Origin of the sequence: Robbsia andropogonis (assembly GCF_000970345.1) — a bacterium.
Classification (GTDB): domain Bacteria; phylum Pseudomonadota; class Gammaproteobacteria; order Burkholderiales; family Burkholderiaceae; genus Robbsia; species Robbsia andropogonis.
In genome coordinates this window covers 164,184-182,159 of sequence record NZ_LAQU01000001.1, presented here as the reverse complement: position 1 = coordinate 182,159, position 17,976 = coordinate 164,184, and the positions used below count along the sequence as shown (strand labels likewise).

Sequence of the window (17,976 nt, the reverse complement as noted above, 5' to 3'; positions counted from 1 at the left end):
GTGATGACAACAACGCGAATCACCGGTGGCGATGCCGCCTACGATACGACGCGCGCGGGGCGGGATCGGGTAGCGGGGGGCGCGCGCGGCGCATCGGCGCAGGTCAAGGCGGGGGTGGGCGGTGACCGGGGGCGGAACGGCGCGCATGGCGATACGCGCGACACCGTGACGCAGGCACGCGCTTTCGCGGCGGCATTATCGCGTCATGCTCCAGAGAAGTCGGTCTCACCTTCACCGCGACGGCCTGAACCATCATCGACCGGGTCTTTATACGGACGCACGGATGTGCGTGATGGTGTGCAATCGCGCCATGCGTCATTCCATGGCATGTCCGACGCCGATCGACAGGCTAGCTGGTCGGACGAACATCGCTCGTCCGGCAACGAGGCGGACGCGTCGCCCCGGTATCCGTCAAGTAATGCGGCGGCGGAGGTCATTGCCGATGGCAATGAAGCGGACGATGTGGCAAACGCACGGTTGCAGGCCGACGGTGACGTCGAACGCGATGTTGGCGACGAACGTGGCGGCCTCGGGGAAGAAGAGGGGGAATCCGTCGGCAACCGCGAGGGCCTGGCCGGGCATGGCATGTTGTCGACATCACATGCCGGTTCCCCGCCGCCAAACGCGCGACGTGGCGATGGCGAGTTCGCGGGCGGCGAACGTGACGGCGAGGGAGGGGATGCGAGCGACGGGATGGCACGGCACGCCCAGGATGCCGTGTTGGCGGCACTGACGCGATCCGGAGCAGGCGCGTTGCAGGGCGCGGTGACGACGTCCCTTCCAACACGCGGGCAGGTGTACGCGTCGCCGCTTATCCCGGAGCTGGGGCCGACCAGCGCGGAGATGGCCAAGGCCTTGTTACGCGAGATGGTGGATGCGATCGACGCGTTGCGGGTCGATGAAGAAGCAGGGCGCGGCGTGGAGATGGATATCGCGGTGCCGGGAACGCGCGGCGTCACCGTTCGCGTCGAGGAGCACGAGGGGTGTCTGCAGACCACGCTGTCCTGCCGCGAGGCGAACGACGCGGCACGTCTGCAATCCGGTATCCAGACGCTCGCCGATCACCTTGCCACGCGTTTCACCCGCGCTGCCCGGGTTCGGATTAGGACAGCGGAAGCCGAGTCTGAAAGCGTGGCTGAGGCATTCGCACCGTCGCCGGCCGGGGAGTCGGTTTGATGGGGGATTTGCCACCACCAGTCCAGCATGAACCCACGCTGACATCGTCGGCGTTTTCACCCACGCTACAGGTTCCGGGCGAGGTCGTGCCGGCGATGTCGCCACCGCTTGCGACGGGGCGCGCACGGCCGGCGCGCGTGGCATTACGTCGCCTGTCCGCGGACGTGGCGCAGTCGTTGACGTTGCTCAGCCATCGCGGCATCGACTGCTTGATCGACATGAAGGCCGGCGCGACGCCGCGTGGCTGGCGGCTCAGCCTGTCCACGGGCGTGGCGCAACCGCTGCGCGATGCGTGCGATCGCGAGGCCGTCATCGATTGGTCCGGCGCGCGCATGCGCTTGTTGTATCGCAATGCGGCGACGTTGTCCTGGCTTGCGGCCCGTCTGAATATCGATGGCGATATGCCGCTTGATGATGCTTCGGCACGGTCGCTGCGTGGCGCCGCATTGGACGATTTGATCGGCCGCCTGGCGCTGACCGGACTAGGCATGCCGCATATCGTGCACGACCGGGCGCTGTCCGCCAGCGCACGTGGCACTGCGTCCGGGGCGTTTTCCTTTGTCGTGTTGCTGCAGGCCTTGGATGCCGCCAAGCCAACGATTCTCGCCGCGCTGGAGGCCGACGCGTTCGGCGTGAACGTGTTGGCGGCCTTGCTGCAAAACCGTCCCGAGCGGCCGCGTGGTAGCGCGCGGGACGACACGTTGCCGCATGTGCATACGACAGCAGGCGAGGACATGGTGCCGCCATGTCCGGTGCATGTATCCATGCCGATCGTCGTGCGGGCCATCCTGCCGCCCGCGTACTTGACGCTCGCCGAACTACGCGCGCTGGCGGTGGGCGACATCGTGTTGCTGGGTGTGCCATGGACCGCCAGGCCGCATACGTCTGGAGAGGGACACGCGCCGTCTGCCGCGCCGGGGGGGCAACACGGCCTGCGCGCGGTTGGCGTTGAAGCAATCGACGACGCGGCAATGCCTGTCTTTATCGAAATTGCCGGCCGGGTGTACTGGCGCGTTGTGGCGAAAGGCGGAACGGGGGCGGCGGCGGACGGCTGGTGCGTACGCTTGATCAATCGGGAGCGCGGTGTGGTGGACGACGGGATGAATGACACGAATGGCGGCGGGAGTCGGATGGACGGATCCCCGGTAAGCGGCAATCTCGACGGCCGCGATGGTGCGTCGTGGACGGATCATGTCGCCGTGCGCGTATCGTTTGAACTCGGTGGGAAAACGGTCCCGCTCGCGGAACTGCGGCAGTGGCGCGAAGGCGGCATCCTGACGTTCCAACCGTCATTCGTGCCGCAGGCAAACGCTACTGCCTCCGCTGGGAGGGCGGCCCGGCGCGACGAAGACGATGAGGCGGACCTGGATATCGACGACGACATCGAGGCCGCGCTGGAGCGGCACGACACACATGAGATGGGCGAATCGGCGGACAGTATCGCGCCGGATGCCCCGCCGTTGGTGCGGGTGCGCATTCGTGTCAACGGCGCGCCCGTGGGCGTGGGTGAACTCGTGGAGATCGACGGTCAACTGGGCGTGTCGATCATGACCTTGTTCGCGGACGGGGCGTATTCGCGGACGCACCCGGAAGAAGAAAAGGCGGATGAGACCGGCGGCGTTGAAGCGGATGGATCGCGGTGAGCAATCTCGATCCCATCGCACTGGCACTGATCCTGGCGTCGCTGACCTTGGTACCCACGTTGGCGGTGGTATCCACTTCCTTTCTGAAAATCTCGGTGGTGATGCTTCTGGTCCGCAACGCATTGGGTGTGCAGCAGGCGCCACCGAACGTCGCCATCTATGGCATGGCATTGATCCTGTCGGCCTATGTCATGGCGCCGGTTGGCGCGCGCATTTACGATGCGGTCATGACGACATTGCCGGCGGGGACGGTCACCGCGTTCGGTCCGGCGGCGCCGGCCGGCATGGGCGCCAATGTCACCGATCCTCGCAACGTCGATGCGAATGGCGGTAGCGCACCGTCGATGTCGGCGCCGCCGCAGACCGTGAACGGCTATGGTGCCGCGAGCCCGCAACGCGGCCGCCAGGGCGGGGCGCAAGGCATGGCACCCGGTGTGTCGCGTCAGGCGACCTCGTCGCAGGGCACGGGCATATCGCTGGATGGTCTGATGCGGGCAGTGGCGGCCGGCTGCGCGCCGTTCAAGGCTTTTCTCATTCACAACAGTCGGCCGGAACATCGCACGTTTTTTTGTCGATACCGCGCGCCGGATGTGGACCGGTACGATGGCGGCCGATGTTGCCGAGGATGATTTGCTGGTCCTGATTCCCGCCTTCGTTCTGTCCGAGATGGATGCGGCGTTCAAGATGGGTTTCCTCCTTTACTTGCCGTTCGTGCTGATCGACCTCATCGTCTCCAACGTGCTGCTGGCGATGGGCATGATGATGGTGTCGCCGGTCACGATTTCCCTGCCATTGAAGCTCTTTCTGTTCGTGATGGTGAACGGTTGGACCCGGTTGATCCAGGGCCTGGTTCTTTCGTACTTATAGGCGCCGGGGCACATCATGCAGACCGTGGACCTGGTTGGATACCTGAAGCAGGCGATGATGCTGACGCTCTGGTTGTCGCTGCCGCCCATCGCGGTGGCGGCTGTCGTCGGTACCCTGTTCTCCTTATTTCAGGCATTGACGCAGATCCAGGAGCAGACGCTGTCGTTCGCGGTCAAGTTGATTGCCGTGATCGCCACGCTCATGCTGTTGGGCGGATGGATCGGCACGGAGCTATACAACTTCACCGTGGTGTTGTTCGAGCAGTTCGGCGATATCGTGCGATGAAGCGGCGTGGCGACGTGGTGCGCGCCGGGGGCGGTCGGAGGCTGCAATGTCGACAGCGATAGCCGGTTTCGACACGGTCGCCTTCGAGGGGCTGCTGCGCATGATGTGGGCCTGGCTCGCCACGCAACCGCGAATGCTGGCGATGTTCACCGTGGTGCCGCTTTTCGGAAAGCAGGCGATTCCGATGACGATGCGCATGGCGATATCCGCGGCCTTCGGCTTCGTCGCGATGCCGGTATTGCTGGCCGGGGCGGCGGACGGATCAAAGGCACCCCCCGGGCTCGATGGCGTGGCGTTTCTGTTGTCCGGTGCCGTGGGCGTGTCCACGGGCGACGTCGCCGGCTTTGTCGTCTGGGTCTTCAAGGAGGCATTCATCGGGCTGGTGCTGGGCTATGCGTTTTCAGTGCCGTTCTGGATTCTGGAGGGCGTGGGGTTTTTCATCGACAACCAACGCGGTGCCGGGCTGGGCGCGACATTGGATCCGTTGACCGGCAACGACTCCTCGCCGCTCGGTCAACTTTTCCTGCAGGCCTTCGTCGTCTTCTTTGTCATTGCCAATGGGCCGCAAATGATGCTGACTTGTATCTACGACAGTTTTCATTTGTGGCCACCGGCGTCGTGGTATCCGTCCCTACGCGGCGACAGCGTGCCGGCGATGCTGGATATGCTGAGCAATCTCGTGCGCACGGCAATCCTGCTTGCCTCGCCGGTGATGATCGTGATGTTCATGACCGAGGTGGGCATTGCGCTGATCAGCCGGTTCGTCCCGCAGCTACAGGTGTTTTTCATCGCCATGCCGGTCAAGAGCGCGGTCGCCTTTTTCGTCCTCGTGCTGTACATCGGCACGTTGATGCAGCAACTCGAAGGGGTGCTGACGGAACTGGGTGGCCTGCTGCGGTTCCTCAACGCGCAATGGTGAGGAAAAAGCATGAGCAGCGAAAAAACGGAACAGCCCACGCAAAAGAAACTCAGGGATGCCAGAAGGAAAGGCGATGTGCCGAAGAGCAAGGATTTCACGCAGACCTTGCTGATCCTGTCGTTGTTCGGTTACTTGATCGGACGGGGAAAGGCGATGTACGAATCCCTTACCGGCTTGATCCTGGTGCCGCCGACGCTGATGGACATGCCGTTCGATTCGGCCGTTTCGGCGTTTACGCATATGGCGGCGAAGGAGGTGGCGATGATCGTCGCGCCCTTTCTCGTGATCGTGCTGGCAGTGGGCATTTTCGGGGAGATGATCCAGTCCGGCGTACTCCTTGCGTTCGAGAAACTGAAGCCCAGCGGGAAGAAGCTCAATGCACTGACGAACCTGAAGCAAATTTTCTCGAAAAAGAACTTCGTCGAGTTCCTGAAATCGACGCTGAAGATCGTTTTCCTGTCGGTGCTGGTCTACAAGGTGCTGATGAATGCATTGCCGCAATTGTTCACATTGCCGCGTGCAGGATTGGAAGGGGTGTTCAGTGCGATCAGTACGCTGATGCTGACGTTGCTGATCAACGTGGCGCTGGCCTATCTCGTCATCGGTCTGGCGGATCTGGCCTGGCAACGTTTCCAGCATCGCACCCAGTTGAAGATGAGCAAGGACGAGGTCAAGCGCGAATACAAGGAGATGGAAGGAGACCCGCATGTGAAGGGTATGCGCCGTCGCCTGCAGCGCGAGATGGCCACGGAAGGCTCCGTCAAGCGTGCGCGCAATGCCACGGTCGTCGTGACCAATCCCACGCACGTGGCCATCGCGCTGTACTACAAGCAAGACGATCCGGACTCGCCATTGCCTTTGGTCCTGGCAAAAGGAGAGGGCGCGGTGGCGGAAGCGATGATCCGCGAGGCCCGGGACGCGGGCGTACCGATCGTACAGAACATTCCGCTTGCACGCGGCATGCTCGCGGACGCCACGGTGGATGAATACATTCCCGAAGTCTTCCTGGAGCCGGTGGCGGAAGTGCTGCGTTTCGTGCGGGAAATGTTGGGGCCGCACGACAGGGGAGACGGATCATGAAACAGGACGGCGAGGCTGCCGCGCGGCGGCTGATCGATGCCTATCTGCTGCGCCGCGGACTGCCCGGTGAGGTGCGTGCGGCGCAGGGCGCGTCGAAGACGCGGGTCGTCGTGTTCGATCAGCGGTATCGCGTTGAAATGATCCCGTGCCGGGAAGGCAGCGTGTTGCTTCGTGGACGCTTGACGCTGCTGCCTTCTCCTGGGACGCAGCGTGACGCGGTGTTGTTGCGGCTGGGCCGCCTGGCATTGTGGTCGGCGAACCGGTATCGCGCATATTGTGTCGTGGACGCGGCGGCACGTGCGGCATGGCTGCAGCGCGTCGTGGACATGGCGGAGCAAAGTGGTACGTCAACCGGCGTCCATGTCGACACGTCCTACGGTCCGTCGCGGCGGGAGGCGCTTCGGACGCCGCACGTCGGCCAGGATGACCTGGATGTCTTCGCTCGCACGCTAGGTGACTTCGTCAATGGATTCGCTGCGTGGCGCACGCTTCTGGCGCGTGCCGAGCGGATCAATGCCGTGCAGGCCCCTGCACGGATGCCCGTTTTTTTCATACCCGCGTGATGGCGTCGGCAATCGTCGCGCGTCGTGATGCCGTTGCGTCTTGCGAGGCAAACGCGGATGCAGATCGTTTCATCTTCTGGCCCTCCCCCACTTCCAAGTCCGTCATGCGCCTTTCAAAGCAGTCTGCCTCTCTCGTCGGGCACGCCCACGCCGCCCCGGTTCCGGTGTATCGCCTGCGGTCCGTCGTCATCGCTTTTGCATTGGCGGCAGTCTGTGCAACGGGCATCGATAGTGCTGCGGCGGCGCCGCGCTGGGACGATGCACCGTTCACGTATTACGCGAACAATGCGCCCGTGACAAAAGTCCTGCAGGACTTTGCGCGCAATTTCAGCCTCCAGCTCGATCTCGACGGCGTCGCATCGGCCCGCGCTGATTCACGCCTTGGTGCACGGGTAAACGGCCGCTTCAACAGTGCGAATCCCACCGCCTTTCTCGATCAGATGGGAAGCGTCTACGGTTTCTCATGGTTCAGCTATGCGGGCGTGCTGTACATCAGCGGTGCATCCGATGTCAGCACCCGCGTGGTGGATGCGCGTGGCGGGAGCATCGGCGGCCTGCGCAGCGCGTTGTACACGCTCGGGGTACTCGACCCCCGGTTCGGATGGGGGGAGATGCCGGAGCGGGGGGTTGCGCTGGTGTCCGGACCGCGACGTTATGTCGAGCTGGTCGAGCGGCTGGTCGCGCAATTGCCGAGTGCTGCGGGCGCGCAGGAAGTGCGGGTGTTCCGGCTCAAGCATGCATCGGTGCTTGATCGGACGATTCAATACCGGGACCGGCAGATTGTCACGCCCGGATTGGCCACCACGCTCCGTGCGCTGATCGAAGGGGACGGCAGCGGCAACGGCGGGGGGCGTGGCAGCAACGAGGTCATGTCGGCATTGACCGCACCCTTGCGGGCGAATCCGCCTTCGTTTCAAGCGCCGAATCTACCGCCATCGTATTCACCGTTGCAGGGCGGCGGCACTGGATATCCCTCATTGACGGGCGTGGCGGGCGGCATGCCACCACTGCCGCCGATGGGGCTGTCGGCCGGTGCCAGCGTCTCGCCACCGAACGGTCTGGGCCAGGCGCTGGCGGCGGGGGGGGCCGGAAACGGCAATGCCGTTGCGGCAGGCACTGCCGGCGGTGAGATGGCGCTCCAGGCCAACCTGCCGCGCACGATTCAACCTTCGATTCGCGCCGATGCCCGGTTGAACGCCATCATCGTTCAGGACGTACCGGACCGGATGCCGATCTATCAAAAGCTGATCGACGAACTGGATGTTCCCACCGCCATCGTGCAGATCGAGGCCGAGATCGTTGATGTCAGTAAAAACCGCGTGCAGGAACTGGGAATCAACTGGAGCGCACGCACGGGCAATGTCGGCATCGGTTTAGGGAGCACCACGGCGACCGCGGCAGCCAGGGGCGGCGCATTGTTGGGCGCAACCGCCGGCGCCAGCGGCGTGTTGTCATTGGTCGGCAATGCAGGCAACGCCTTCGCATCCCGGTTGACCCTGCTGGAGGCGGATGGTGACGCACGCGTGCTGGCCAGTCCGTCGATCTTGACACTCGACAACCTTGGCGCCGTCATGGATCTGTCCGACACCGTCTATATCAGAACGACCGGCCGGGACGTGGCAACGGTCACGCCCGTCAGCGTGGGGACGACGTTGAATGTGACGCCGCGGTATGTGGCAAATGCGCCGTTGGGTGAAATCGAGTTGACGGTAGACATCGAGGACGGCACGATTCTGGAGCTGGATGACAGCGGCCTGCCGCGCATACGCAAGACCACGATCGGGACACAGACACGCCTTTCCGAAAATGAAGCGCTGGTGATCGCGGGGTATAACAGCAGCAATGAGCGGCTGGCGTTGCAGCGTACCCCCTGGCTGAGCAAGATTCCGCTGCTGGGCGCCTTGTTTCGCAGCCGCCAGACCAACTCCGCCAATACCGAGCGGATCTTCATCATTCGGCCGCGAATGATCAGTATTCCCGATGGCCCGGCCTATCGTCCAAACGGCAATCCCGTGCCGAACGGCGCGACGAGTGGCGTAATACCAACGCCAACGCCAACGCCAACGCCGGCTCTGGATGGGATGACCTCGATCGACCGGGGCAGGGCTCCGCCCGGTAGTACCGTCAGCCGTGATGCATTGGGGATCACTACGATCACCACGCCGCTACTGCAGCCTCCTGGCGTTTCAACAGTGCCGGATCGCCCCTAGCCAAAAAAAAACCAGCCTCCGTTTCAAGCGAGGCTGGTATCAATCGGTATGGTGTGGCGTGTGCGGGCAACAAGCGCCGCCTGTTCGCGCCCCATGACGTAAGGGCCGGGTATCAAAGCACGATGCCACGCGCCGCGAGTTTCTCGGAGAGCGCTTTGCGCGCGCGTGAGAGCCGGCTGCGTACGGTACCGATTGGAATCGTCAGCATGACGGCGGCTTCTTCATAGGACAACGCCTCCACGCCGACCAGAATCAACAGCTCGCGCATATGTACCGGCAATTCCGCCAGCGCGATGTCCATTTGCGCGAACAACTGTGATTGCGCAAAACGTTGCTCGGGGTCATGCACGGTACGCCCCGCGATCTCGCTTTCCGGCATGTCGTCGAGTATCGAGTCGTCCGTCATATGATGCCGACGATGCGGTGCGCGAGAAAGGTAATTGCGCACCAGATTCATCGCGATGCCGTACAACCAGGTAGACAATTGTGAGTCACCACGGAAGGTGCGGTATGCCTGCACGGCTTCAACGAATGTCTGCTGGGCCAACTCTTCCGCATCAGACGCGTTGCCGATATGCTTCAAAATAAAACGATAGAGCCGCGACGCGTGGCGATCGATTAATTCCTTGAACAGTGCGTTCTCGTCGACGTAGCCGGTGAACGGCATCGTATGGACGATTGGTTCCACTCCTGCGGACTGCGCTGCCGGGGACTGCAATAGCGCGCACGATTCCAATCTGGATGCCGGCGCCGGTTCGCCCTCGACATCCAGCGATGTCGTAGTAATTGTCTCATCGAACGCGCCATCGGTAAGCGCATCGTCCTCATTTACCTCCGGATGGCATTGCGTCGCATCGACCGACGTAAGGCTGACCGATATCTTCGACAGCGATGCAACATGGTGAAAGTGATCAGTACTACATATCATGTCTTTCATTTTATTTCCCCGGAGGCGATATCCGCCGGCATGCGTGCGGCTTGGCGACGAACGCAAACGTTGATAGGCAAATTTTCACAAGGGGCGCCTGCGGCACGCGCAAACCCGGTCCGTTGACTGTCGACGATTATGAAAACCGTTCGTCCCGCGGACAGCGTACGCCCTGTCTTAGGTGTTAAAGCGCAGTGCCGAGAGACGCCTTGATGTGTAGCGTCTGCATGAATGCCACACCTTCCAGTGATGCCTTTGCGCTTTCAGCCATCTCTATCGCGTTCTGTATCAGCGACGCTGTCAATGGCACACTCCCATACGACGTCAGATTCAGCTCACGGGCGGTATGCTCCGCTATCCGTTTGCCAAATGCGTTACCTAATGACGACACAAAATGCGCCGCCGTGTCTTCGTTCGCTCGTAACCAGGCCACACTCCGGGCATCAGGCGTCAACCCGACAGCGATTACCTTGACACTAGTGCGGTCTCGCACGACAGCTACAGCGGACCCGCATTCGGCACGTCGACGGAACTCGGCAAGATTCAAGGCCGCGATACCAGGGGTCGTGCTCGATGCGTTGCGAAAACTCATCATGTCGCTTGTGCTCCTTCGGGTAGCTCCGGAGGTGGGTAACCCCTGGCAACCGACGGTTCCGCCAGGGAGGATCGCCCCCGGCGAATACACGTGCTATGAGATAACGATTGATTACATTAGAAACGATCTTTCTCAAAAAATCGATACCTGGATTTAGGTAGTTTTCGAATTATCCCTAAAAAAAGTAGCTGGCGTTGATTAAGGGTTATCGAAGTTCGTTTTGAATTATTATTTTTCGGGTTTTTCTGTGTTTTGCAGGTAGGTAATTCCCTAGAGCATGGATTTTTTATTGGTGATACGGGTGTTTTAACTTGTGTCAAGATAAGAAATGTTGAAATTCATGTATCTAACAACAGTAGTTCGTGAGCACATCATGTAGATGATAGTGTAAATCAAACGATCGTTTAGTCATTTTTTCAAACGATCGTTTTAACAAGTATAAAATACATTCAAAGGAATTTGCGTAAAGGGTTTTACGTAACTAATTTGAATCGTGGTTTTTACTTCTGGCGATGGAAAATCAATTTCAATACCGGATGAAGATCGTTGAGAGACATCTGGCATTCGCGAGGATTCACGTCGATATACTGCCAGATACGCAAGGTTTGTTACGCAACTTTTAAGAATTTACGGACATGACAAGAGACGTTTCTGATAATTGGAATGCTGTTCGGTAAGCATCTCACGGGGTGCTTCGGTGAGACGAGCAGCTTGGCCTGAGCTAGGGCAAGACGAGGATGAAAAGGCGATTTTCTCCGTTTTGCACGTGATAATGCGCCGCGTGCAACAACCGCTTCACCAGCACCAGTCCCAAGCCCCCCATCGGATCGTCGAGTGACGGCGGGGTCACGCGTGCCGGCCGCGCCGTCAGCGGATCGAAGGCGATCCCATTGTCATGAAGCCTGATCGCGAAACCCGTTCCCATGGGGGTCACCCAGAGCGCGAAACATGTGTGGTTGCCCGGGTCATCGTCGGCGGATCGTTGTCCGTGCATTGACACATTGTGCAGCAGCTCGTCGATGATCAACGCGGCGTGGAACCCATGGCGCGACCCCGGTGACCTAGCGTCGAGCCATTCGTGCAATGCGCGGATGCAGCGTGCCGTTTCGTCGATCGTTGCAACCGTGCACAGATGAAAAACCGGGGCGCAGGGCTGGATGCTTTCGGCCGGTAGGAACGGAAAGGGCGGAATCGGGTCTTTCATGTCATGTCACCATAGCATCACGCGGCCGCGCCGCTTCACGTTCATCGACACCACGCATTTTTTCTCCTCTCGACGCGCGGTGCGCGTTCTGGCTGGCTGGCTGGCGCTGTTCGGTGTGCCGTTGCTGTGCGCCGTCACGGCGGTGAGTGTCATGTCGGCCATGTTGCGTTCACACGATCAAGGTGTACTGGAGGCGACGGCACAGGCACGCGCGCGGCTGACATTGGCGTCCGTGGCCGAGCGTCTCGGTCGCTTCACGGCATGGGACCCGATATTCACGTCGATAACATCGTCGACGCCGCCCATGCCAGCGACGGGAAAGGCGGGGGCGGTGCATGCGGTCGAGCGCCAGGACATGCCTGTAACCGATCCATCGGCAATGGATGCGGACAATGCGACGTTCTCGCGAGTTCCGGCGGTGCTGGCCCGGGCGTACGAGGATGAGACGTCACTGCATTGGATTGCGCTGGTGGACTTGCAAGGCGTCATCCGTGCGGGAAGTGATACCACGGGCACGGGCGGCATCTTGCCCGCGCCCGTACGTGATGCGATGCACGGAGGTACGGGCGGCGATGCGGGCACGATGGAGTGCATTCTGACGAGTGGCCGCGCCTCGGTGGGACAGGTGCCATGCGGCGCGGCGCACGACGATGTCTACCGACGCTCGCCGGAGGCGTGGGCCATATCGCCGTGGTCCATCGTGCATGCGGGAGAGCGCCTGATTGGCGAACCTGTACGCGATGCGCTCGGCCGGGGCGTGGCGTTCGCCGTCATCGGTGTGGATACGGCCGAAAGTGGCCTCTGGCATGAGGCGGCGAGCCTTCGTGACACGGACGGCGCGGCGTTCATCCGCCATTGGCGTTGGGTGATCCGATACCTTTTAGCGGCAGGCCTGCTGTCATTGGTCGTGTCCGCCGGCGCGTGGTGGCGTGCACGCCGGCAGCAGGTGATGACCGATGGATGGCGCGCCGCGTGGTCGCGCGCATATCGGCGCCAACATGCGTTGGCGCATGCAATGGTGGAACTACCGGGCGTCACCGATGATCCCCTCTGATAACCGTGCCTTCACCCGGGCACGCACCGGCCGTTGGCAGGGCCTTGCCGTTGCCACGTTTGTGACGGCGGTGTTGGCGTTGGGGACGGCGATCGCGATACCGGTACTGATCGACAGCGCGGCACAGCGCCGTATCGGCTTGCAGGCGCTGCGGCAGCATCGTCTCGAAGCGGTGGTGACCGCCGTGGCGCGTGAAAGCATGGTGGCGTCGCGGATCGCGCCATTGGGCGAAATCGCGGGACTATCGATGCAATTGCGGGAGCGGGTCCAGGATCAGCCCGGCATGACGATACGCATCGTCGATCCGGCAGGTGCGGAGTTGGGATCATCCTGGCTATCCGACGCGCCGAGGATGCCGGCCTCGCCGGCATTTGTCGTGTCGATGCCGGTCGATGACGCGGGGGGGCATGTCGTTGCATATGTGCAGGGAAGTTTATCGCCGATGCCTGTGCAGGGTGCCGGTGCGATCGTGCTATCGGCGTTGCCGCGTGACTGGACGTTTTGGATGCCGCTGTTCTGGTTCGGCGGCGCAATGGCAATCCTGTGTCTCGCCGCATGGCGTTATGCGTGGTGGTCGGGCCCCATGGTGCGCGACGCGGTTACGAGCCGGATGATCGATGCGCTGCTGCACGACGATTATCGGACGCTCTGGCGCGTGGGAGGACGTGGCGGGTTCCTGGCCGCGGTATCCGCGGACGCGGCGGATGATGTCGATCGGGCGCGTATTGCCGCGCGTGCGGTACAACGCGTCACGGCGCGTTGGCATACGCTACGCGAACGATCCGGCATCCTCGATCGCACCGAGACAGACCCCGCATGGCCTCCCCTTCGCGCGGCGTGTCTTTCCAATGCGGCCGGCGGCGCGGCATTCGCGCAGGGAACGGTCACCACGCGCATCGTGGTACCGGTTGGCGCGCAGACGCGATGGTTCGCCCTCCTATGCGGCATTGGCGCGGGCAGTCTGGCTGGCTTGCTGGGACAGGTCGGCGCGTCGGTTATGTTCGGCGCGTACGCGGTCGTTTGCCTCGCTGCGGGATGGGGGCTGCATCGGCTATGGGCCGTGGACCGGACCGTGCACGACGTTTCCCCGATTGAGGCGCTCCTTCAAACGACGGCGTTGCCGGCACGCGCGACACCGGATGTCGAGGCCGGCGCGGCGTCATTCGGCATGCATGCCAGCGGGATCGCGCTGTGGATCGGCGTGGCGGTCGCGTCGTTGATGGGTGTGCGTATGTGGCCGGCGCTGTTGGATTGGCCCGCGGCGCTTTTGCCAGCAACGATATTAGTCATGGTGGGATACCTGTTGCGCGAGGCCGTGTCCTGCACATGGTGCGTACATGACATCACGCGGCATGACCCGGTCTACATTGACGTTTGTGACGTGCGTGACCTCGAGGATGTGGCGTCCAGGCCGTACCCGCATGCGGGAAAGGACGCATGCGGCACGTCGTCTCTTTTCCCGCGTGCCGGAGACGGTGGTTGCAAGCCACGGATGCGGGCGAGAATAAGGGCGAGGCGAGATGTGATCGCGGCTGTCGCGGTGGGCGCGCTGATCGTTGGACCGGGCTTGAGTTGCATGGTGGTATCGGGCTGGCCATTCGCGGTGACCGTGTTGGCACTGACGTGTTTGCCGATGATGGCGGCTGTGCAGGCGTGGCGTTGGCAGGCGGTCGCCAGTCCGTGGCAGCGCGCGGCTCGCCGATCGATTGCTTTGCGCCCGCGTGCGCCAGTGCGTTGCACGTCCACACCCGTCTACGACGGCGATAACGGTGACGGTAACGGTATCCATTCGGGGCCACCATGAAGGGGCGATCACGGGCATCCCGCACGCGTATCGAACGCGATGTCTTTGCCGTGACCGGCATCGCCTTGCTGGGCGCCGCATGGATGACAGTGCTGGTGATCGGCTTCTGCCTTGTTGTTTTCGGCAAGTTTTCCGCGGCACCGGTATTGCGCGGGGCTGGCGTGGCGCATGTACGGGAAGAGGGCGCCGCAGCCGGCGGGCCGCTGCCGTGGCGCCGGCTTGCGGACTGGGGCGCATGGCACGAGACGGGCCACTTCCCCACCTGGTCGCAAATCGAGGACCGGTTGACGGGGCAGGATGCAGGTGACAGCGCGGTGTTGCTTGCGTTGCTGGCACGTCGCTGGCATGACGAACGTGCGACGGCCGCCGAGGCATTGGGCTGTACGGGTCCCGCGTTACTGCGTGCGCTTGATGGTGCACATTATGGGTGGTCCGACTGCATCGATACCGGCCCGATGTCGTCATCGTCCTTGCCGGGATCGCCACCGCTCGCCGCCGTACGAGACGTGGCGACGGTCGTGTCGGCCGCCCCCGCCTTGGAACGATTGCAACGCGGCATAGGTGGAGACGTCGCATTGGTGAATCTCCATGGTGGCGTGGTCGAGCGCGCCGCTGCCGCCATGGGCACCCAGGAAGCGCAGCCTGGTGACGATGCCGTCCCGTCGGTGAGTGCGATGCGCGGTATTCGCGGCGCGCCCCTTTCCATCGCGATGCGTCCTGGATGGCCAGCGGACGCGCAATGGCCGGTGATGCACCGTGACCGCGCCGAGGTCCGGCGCGTGACAGTCGATGGGCGTCATTATTGGCAAACGGCGTTGCCGGTGACGGGTGCCGACGACAGGCAGATCGGCTGGCTTGTCTGGCGCACGGGCGGGGCGGCGCTCGCATCGGCCGATGTCGCGCCAATCGATACCGGCGCGATCGTCGATGACGACCCGATTTCCCGTGTCGACCGATATCGGAGCAGTGCGTTCGGGATGGTATTTTTCATCGCGGTCGTGTTGGTGACGATCGGCTTTGGGGTGGGATTGCGCGGATCGTTTGCCGTGATTTTCGCGCCGCTGCGACGGGCCATGACCGGCTTGCGACGCGTGGCCGATGGTCGAAGCGATGTGCATCTCGATGATGTCGACCGCGATCGTGATGACGAGGCCGGCGTCATCGTGCGGGCCGCCACCGCCTTGCATGCCGAGCTGGCGGCGTTGCAGACGTTACGTGATGAACGCGCGCGCGCCGTTGCGCAACAGGGCCAGTTGATGCGGGCGCAACTGCGTACGCTGGCGGCAACGCTCGACGAGGGGGACCGCGCGGCGATCCTGCGGACCCTCGATGCGCTGCAAGCCCCATCGGATTCGCTGATTGACCTTGCCGCGGTGCTGACCCAGATGACGCGTCTGGTGTGCGAGCAGCATCAACGGTTGCGTGGCCTGCTTGCGGAGCGAGAGGCGGCGCTGGTGCAGGAAGTGCGATTCGCCGCATTGCGCCAGGAACTGCTGATCGCGCAGCAGATGCAGATGTCGATACTGCCACAGCGACTTCCCGCCGCATGCGGTCGCGCCGGACTGGCGCTGGCGCCGGCGATTCAACCTGCGCGCGAAGTTGGCGGCGACTTCTATGATTACTTCATGCTCGACGACCGGCATCTGGCGATCGTCATTGCCGATGTATCGGGCAAGGGCGTGCCGGCCGCGTTCTTCATGGCCGTCGCGCGATCCTTGCTGAAGAACATCGCGGGCCTGACGCCGGAGCCGGCTGCCGTGATGACGCGGTTGAACGCATTGTTGTGCGAAGACAATCCCCACTGCATGTTCGTCACGCTGTTCTTCGGCGTGTTGGATCTCGAAACCAGGACATTCGATTATGCCAATGCCGGGCACAACTTCCCGGTGTGGCTGAACCGTGCGGTGCCCGATGAGGCACGCTGGCTCGATCAAGGCAGAGGAATGGCCCTGGGCGCGTCGTCCGAGGCGTGCTACACGCAGCACCGGGAGATCCTTGACCGGCGCGACATCGTTTTCTTTTACACCGATGGCGTTACCGAGGCATGCGACCACGCCGAGGCCCTATATGGTGACAATGCCTTGCGGGATACGGTGATTGCGGCGGTGGGCGTTGCACGACTCGTGGATGCGTCCGTTCTTGACAACGTAGCCGCAACCGGTGGCGCGCCGCCGTCTTCGGCGATGCGCGTTGCGGCCCATGTCACCGACGCCGTGTTGCGATCGGTTCATGCCTTTGCGGACGGCGTGCCGCAAGCCGACGATATTACGTGTGTCGCCCTCGCCTGGAACGACGAGGAGGCGCGATGATGCGTTCGGTCCCATCGCGGCGTGGCAGCCACTGGTGGCGTCGCATGATGATCACGCTGGCTGGCGCGGTGTTGTTGATTGCCGGCGTGTGGTGGAAACTGGCGCCGCCTGTGGCATGGGTCGGGCTGTTGCAAGAGATGCCACGCTTGCTGCGGCCTGGCGTGGCGTTGTTATTCCGGCAGGGTGCCGTGCCGGCATTACGTCGGGAGGACAATGGATCAAGACTGTTTGACACGTCGCGCGCGGCGGCTTTTCCGACGGTGATGATCATTCGACCGGACAGTACGGCGGCCGCGGCCAAGGCGCAGGCCTTCCATGATGCGTTGACCGATGCCAATTTCTTTCCAGAAGTCGATGCGGTATTGCTGCCCACGAACGATCGCGAAGCCGGTTGTGACGTGACGGTCACCAACGCCTTGCAGCGGCGCGGTACGCAGCCCGCCGTGGTCTATACGATAGGTGCCTGCGCGACCGGTGCTGTCAGCACGGTAATGCAGCGTGAGGCGGCCACGCAAGGTGACCGGGCCAATGCGTCGCCGCGCGGCGACGTCCGCGTTGTCTTCAGCGACGTCGACGAGGTCACGGCAAGGCGTGTCATCGATAAGGCGCGCGAGACCAAGGCACACTACGCGATCGGTGGTGTCATCGCAGGTCCGTCCGAAGCGATGCAATGGCAGTGGGCGCGCCGCTACCTACCGCATCAGGCGCCGCTGCGCATCGGCTATTGGCGAGGGGAACCGATGACAGGCATCGGCGTTTTGCAGAAGAGGTCATTGGTGGGAGGTAGCACATCGGGGCAAACGACATCGGCGTTGGGCATGCTTGCGGATGCGACGGAGGGCATTGAGGTCGTCATGGCGGACGGCGCGCTCGACAGCGCCGTGGCGTACTGGCGTGCAAAGGGGGTGCGTTTGCTCTATGTCGATGGGCGGACCCCGGAGACAGTGACCCGTGCCGCCCTGGCCGCCGGCATTGGGACGTTTTGCGCGGCGGATGCGTTGCCGCGCGAGGCGATGCCGGGACGATGCCTGTTGCGCGTGATGCCGCTACCCCAGGCCGCAGCGGCGATGGCGGCGCGGCTGGCATTGCAGATGATGCGGGAAGGGCAACCGTCGCCGAGCGGGGTGATGCCGCTGCATGCCAACGCGCGGCAAGCCGCGTGGCAGGCGTTGCCGCAAGGGCCATTGCAGTTGGATATCGCCGTGGCCCGCCGGCTTCGGCAGATACCACCATTATCTTTATTGGACGACGTGCAGATCGTGGATGACGGCGCCGACGGGGTGGACAATTCAGGGCTCCACGGTACAACGGATCACTGATCGTAGCGACGCCACATGGT

The 17,976-nt window shown here is 62.8% G+C and carries 16 protein-coding genes; 13 read left to right on the top strand and 3 right to left on the bottom strand.

Going from position 1 to position 17,976, the window contains the following annotated elements; translation table 11 throughout:
* The first annotated feature begins 3 nt into the window (after window positions 1–3).
* From WM40_RS00810 to sctC, 9 genes are all read left to right on the top strand, one after another.
* The gene (locus tag WM40_RS00810; protein ID WP_046151870.1) at window positions 4–1,176 is read left to right on the top strand and encodes a hypothetical protein; all 1,173 of its coding nucleotides are present in this window, start codon (window positions 4–6) and stop codon (window positions 1,174–1,176) included.
* Entirely contained in the window at window positions 1,176–2,819 is a 1,644-nt protein-coding gene (locus tag WM40_RS00805) for a hypothetical protein (RefSeq protein WP_024902569.1), read from the top strand. The genes WM40_RS00810 and WM40_RS00805 overlap by 1 nt, the downstream gene beginning before the upstream one ends.
* Window positions 2,816–3,448, top strand: a complete 633-nt coding sequence (locus WM40_RS32025) for an EscR/YscR/HrcR family type III secretion system export apparatus protein (RefSeq protein ID WP_269083070.1) — start codon at window positions 2,816–2,818, stop codon at window positions 3,446–3,448. The genes WM40_RS00805 and WM40_RS32025 overlap by 4 nt, the downstream gene beginning before the upstream one ends.
* A complete protein-coding gene (locus WM40_RS29815; RefSeq protein WP_330218149.1) occupies window positions 3,375–3,686 on the top strand; it encodes a hypothetical protein in 312 nt (103 codons plus the stop codon). The genes WM40_RS32025 and WM40_RS29815 overlap by 74 nt, the downstream gene beginning before the upstream one ends.
* Before the next feature lie 15 nt (window positions 3,687–3,701).
* Window positions 3,702–3,971: a type III secretion system export apparatus subunit SctS gene (gene sctS, locus WM40_RS00790; protein ID WP_024902571.1), complete on the top strand. Its 270-nt coding sequence runs from the start codon at window positions 3,702–3,704 to the stop codon at window positions 3,969–3,971.
* 46 nt (window positions 3,972–4,017) lie between these two features.
* Window positions 4,018–4,890, top strand: coding sequence for a type III secretion system export apparatus subunit SctT (gene sctT / locus WM40_RS00785; protein WP_096335532.1), 873 nt, complete (start codon window positions 4,018–4,020; stop codon window positions 4,888–4,890).
* A 9-nt stretch (window positions 4,891–4,899) separates the two neighbouring features.
* Window positions 4,900–5,970, top strand: a complete 1,071-nt coding sequence (sctU, locus tag WM40_RS00780) for a type III secretion system export apparatus subunit SctU (protein WP_046151869.1) — start codon at window positions 4,900–4,902, stop codon at window positions 5,968–5,970.
* On the top strand, window positions 5,967–6,533 hold the full coding sequence (locus WM40_RS27535; protein WP_024902572.1) for a type III secretion system chaperone family protein: 567 nt from the start codon (window positions 5,967–5,969) through the stop codon (window positions 6,531–6,533). The genes sctU and WM40_RS27535 overlap by 4 nt, the downstream gene beginning before the upstream one ends.
* Window positions 6,534–6,637: 104 nt before the next feature.
* Window positions 6,638–8,743: a type III secretion system outer membrane ring subunit SctC gene (gene sctC, locus WM40_RS00770; RefSeq protein ID WP_157685648.1), complete on the top strand. Its 2,106-nt coding sequence runs from the start codon at window positions 6,638–6,640 to the stop codon at window positions 8,741–8,743.
* A 112-nt stretch (window positions 8,744–8,855) separates the two neighbouring features.
* On the opposite strand, the gene WM40_RS00765 is transcribed toward sctC, so the two are convergent.
* The 3 genes from WM40_RS00765 to WM40_RS00755 all read right to left on the bottom strand — a co-directional run bounded on the left by WM40_RS00765 (window position 8,856) and on the right by WM40_RS00755 (window position 11,470).
* Entirely contained in the window at window positions 8,856–9,680 is an 825-nt protein-coding gene (locus WM40_RS00765) for an RNA polymerase sigma factor (RefSeq protein WP_024902575.1), read from the bottom strand.
* A gap of 175 nt (window positions 9,681–9,855) precedes the next feature.
* On the bottom strand, window positions 9,856–10,263 hold the full coding sequence (locus WM40_RS00760) for a hypothetical protein (RefSeq protein WP_046151868.1): 408 nt from the start codon (window positions 10,261–10,263) through the stop codon (window positions 9,856–9,858).
* Between the two features lie 724 nt (window positions 10,264–10,987).
* Window positions 10,988–11,470 (bottom strand): ATP-binding protein, encoded by a 483-nt coding sequence (locus WM40_RS00755; protein ID WP_024902577.1) that lies wholly within the window; start codon window positions 11,468–11,470, stop codon window positions 10,988–10,990.
* On the opposite strand from WM40_RS00755, the gene WM40_RS00750 reads away from it, so the two are divergent.
* Genes WM40_RS00750 through WM40_RS00735 form a run of 4 tightly spaced genes read left to right on the top strand, consistent with a single transcriptional unit; the run spans window position 11,469 to window position 17,956 of the window.
* The gene (locus WM40_RS00750; RefSeq protein ID WP_046151867.1) at window positions 11,469–12,524 is read left to right on the top strand and encodes a hypothetical protein; all 1,056 of its coding nucleotides are present in this window, start codon (window positions 11,469–11,471) and stop codon (window positions 12,522–12,524) included. The two genes, WM40_RS00755 and WM40_RS00750, sit on opposite strands and share 2 nt — an antisense overlap.
* Window positions 12,427–14,328 (top strand): hypothetical protein, encoded by a 1,902-nt coding sequence (locus tag WM40_RS00745; protein WP_157684950.1) that lies wholly within the window; start codon window positions 12,427–12,429, stop codon window positions 14,326–14,328. The genes WM40_RS00750 and WM40_RS00745 overlap by 98 nt, the downstream gene beginning before the upstream one ends.
* Window positions 14,325–16,637 (top strand): SpoIIE family protein phosphatase, encoded by a 2,313-nt coding sequence (locus WM40_RS27530; RefSeq protein ID WP_052738098.1) that lies wholly within the window; start codon window positions 14,325–14,327, stop codon window positions 16,635–16,637. The genes WM40_RS00745 and WM40_RS27530 overlap by 4 nt, the downstream gene beginning before the upstream one ends.
* A complete protein-coding gene (locus WM40_RS00735) occupies window positions 16,634–17,956 on the top strand; it encodes a hypothetical protein (protein WP_046151866.1) in 1,323 nt (440 codons plus the stop codon). Before WM40_RS27530 ends, WM40_RS00735 begins: the two co-directional genes overlap by 4 nt.
* Window positions 17,957–17,976 lie beyond the last annotated feature (20 nt).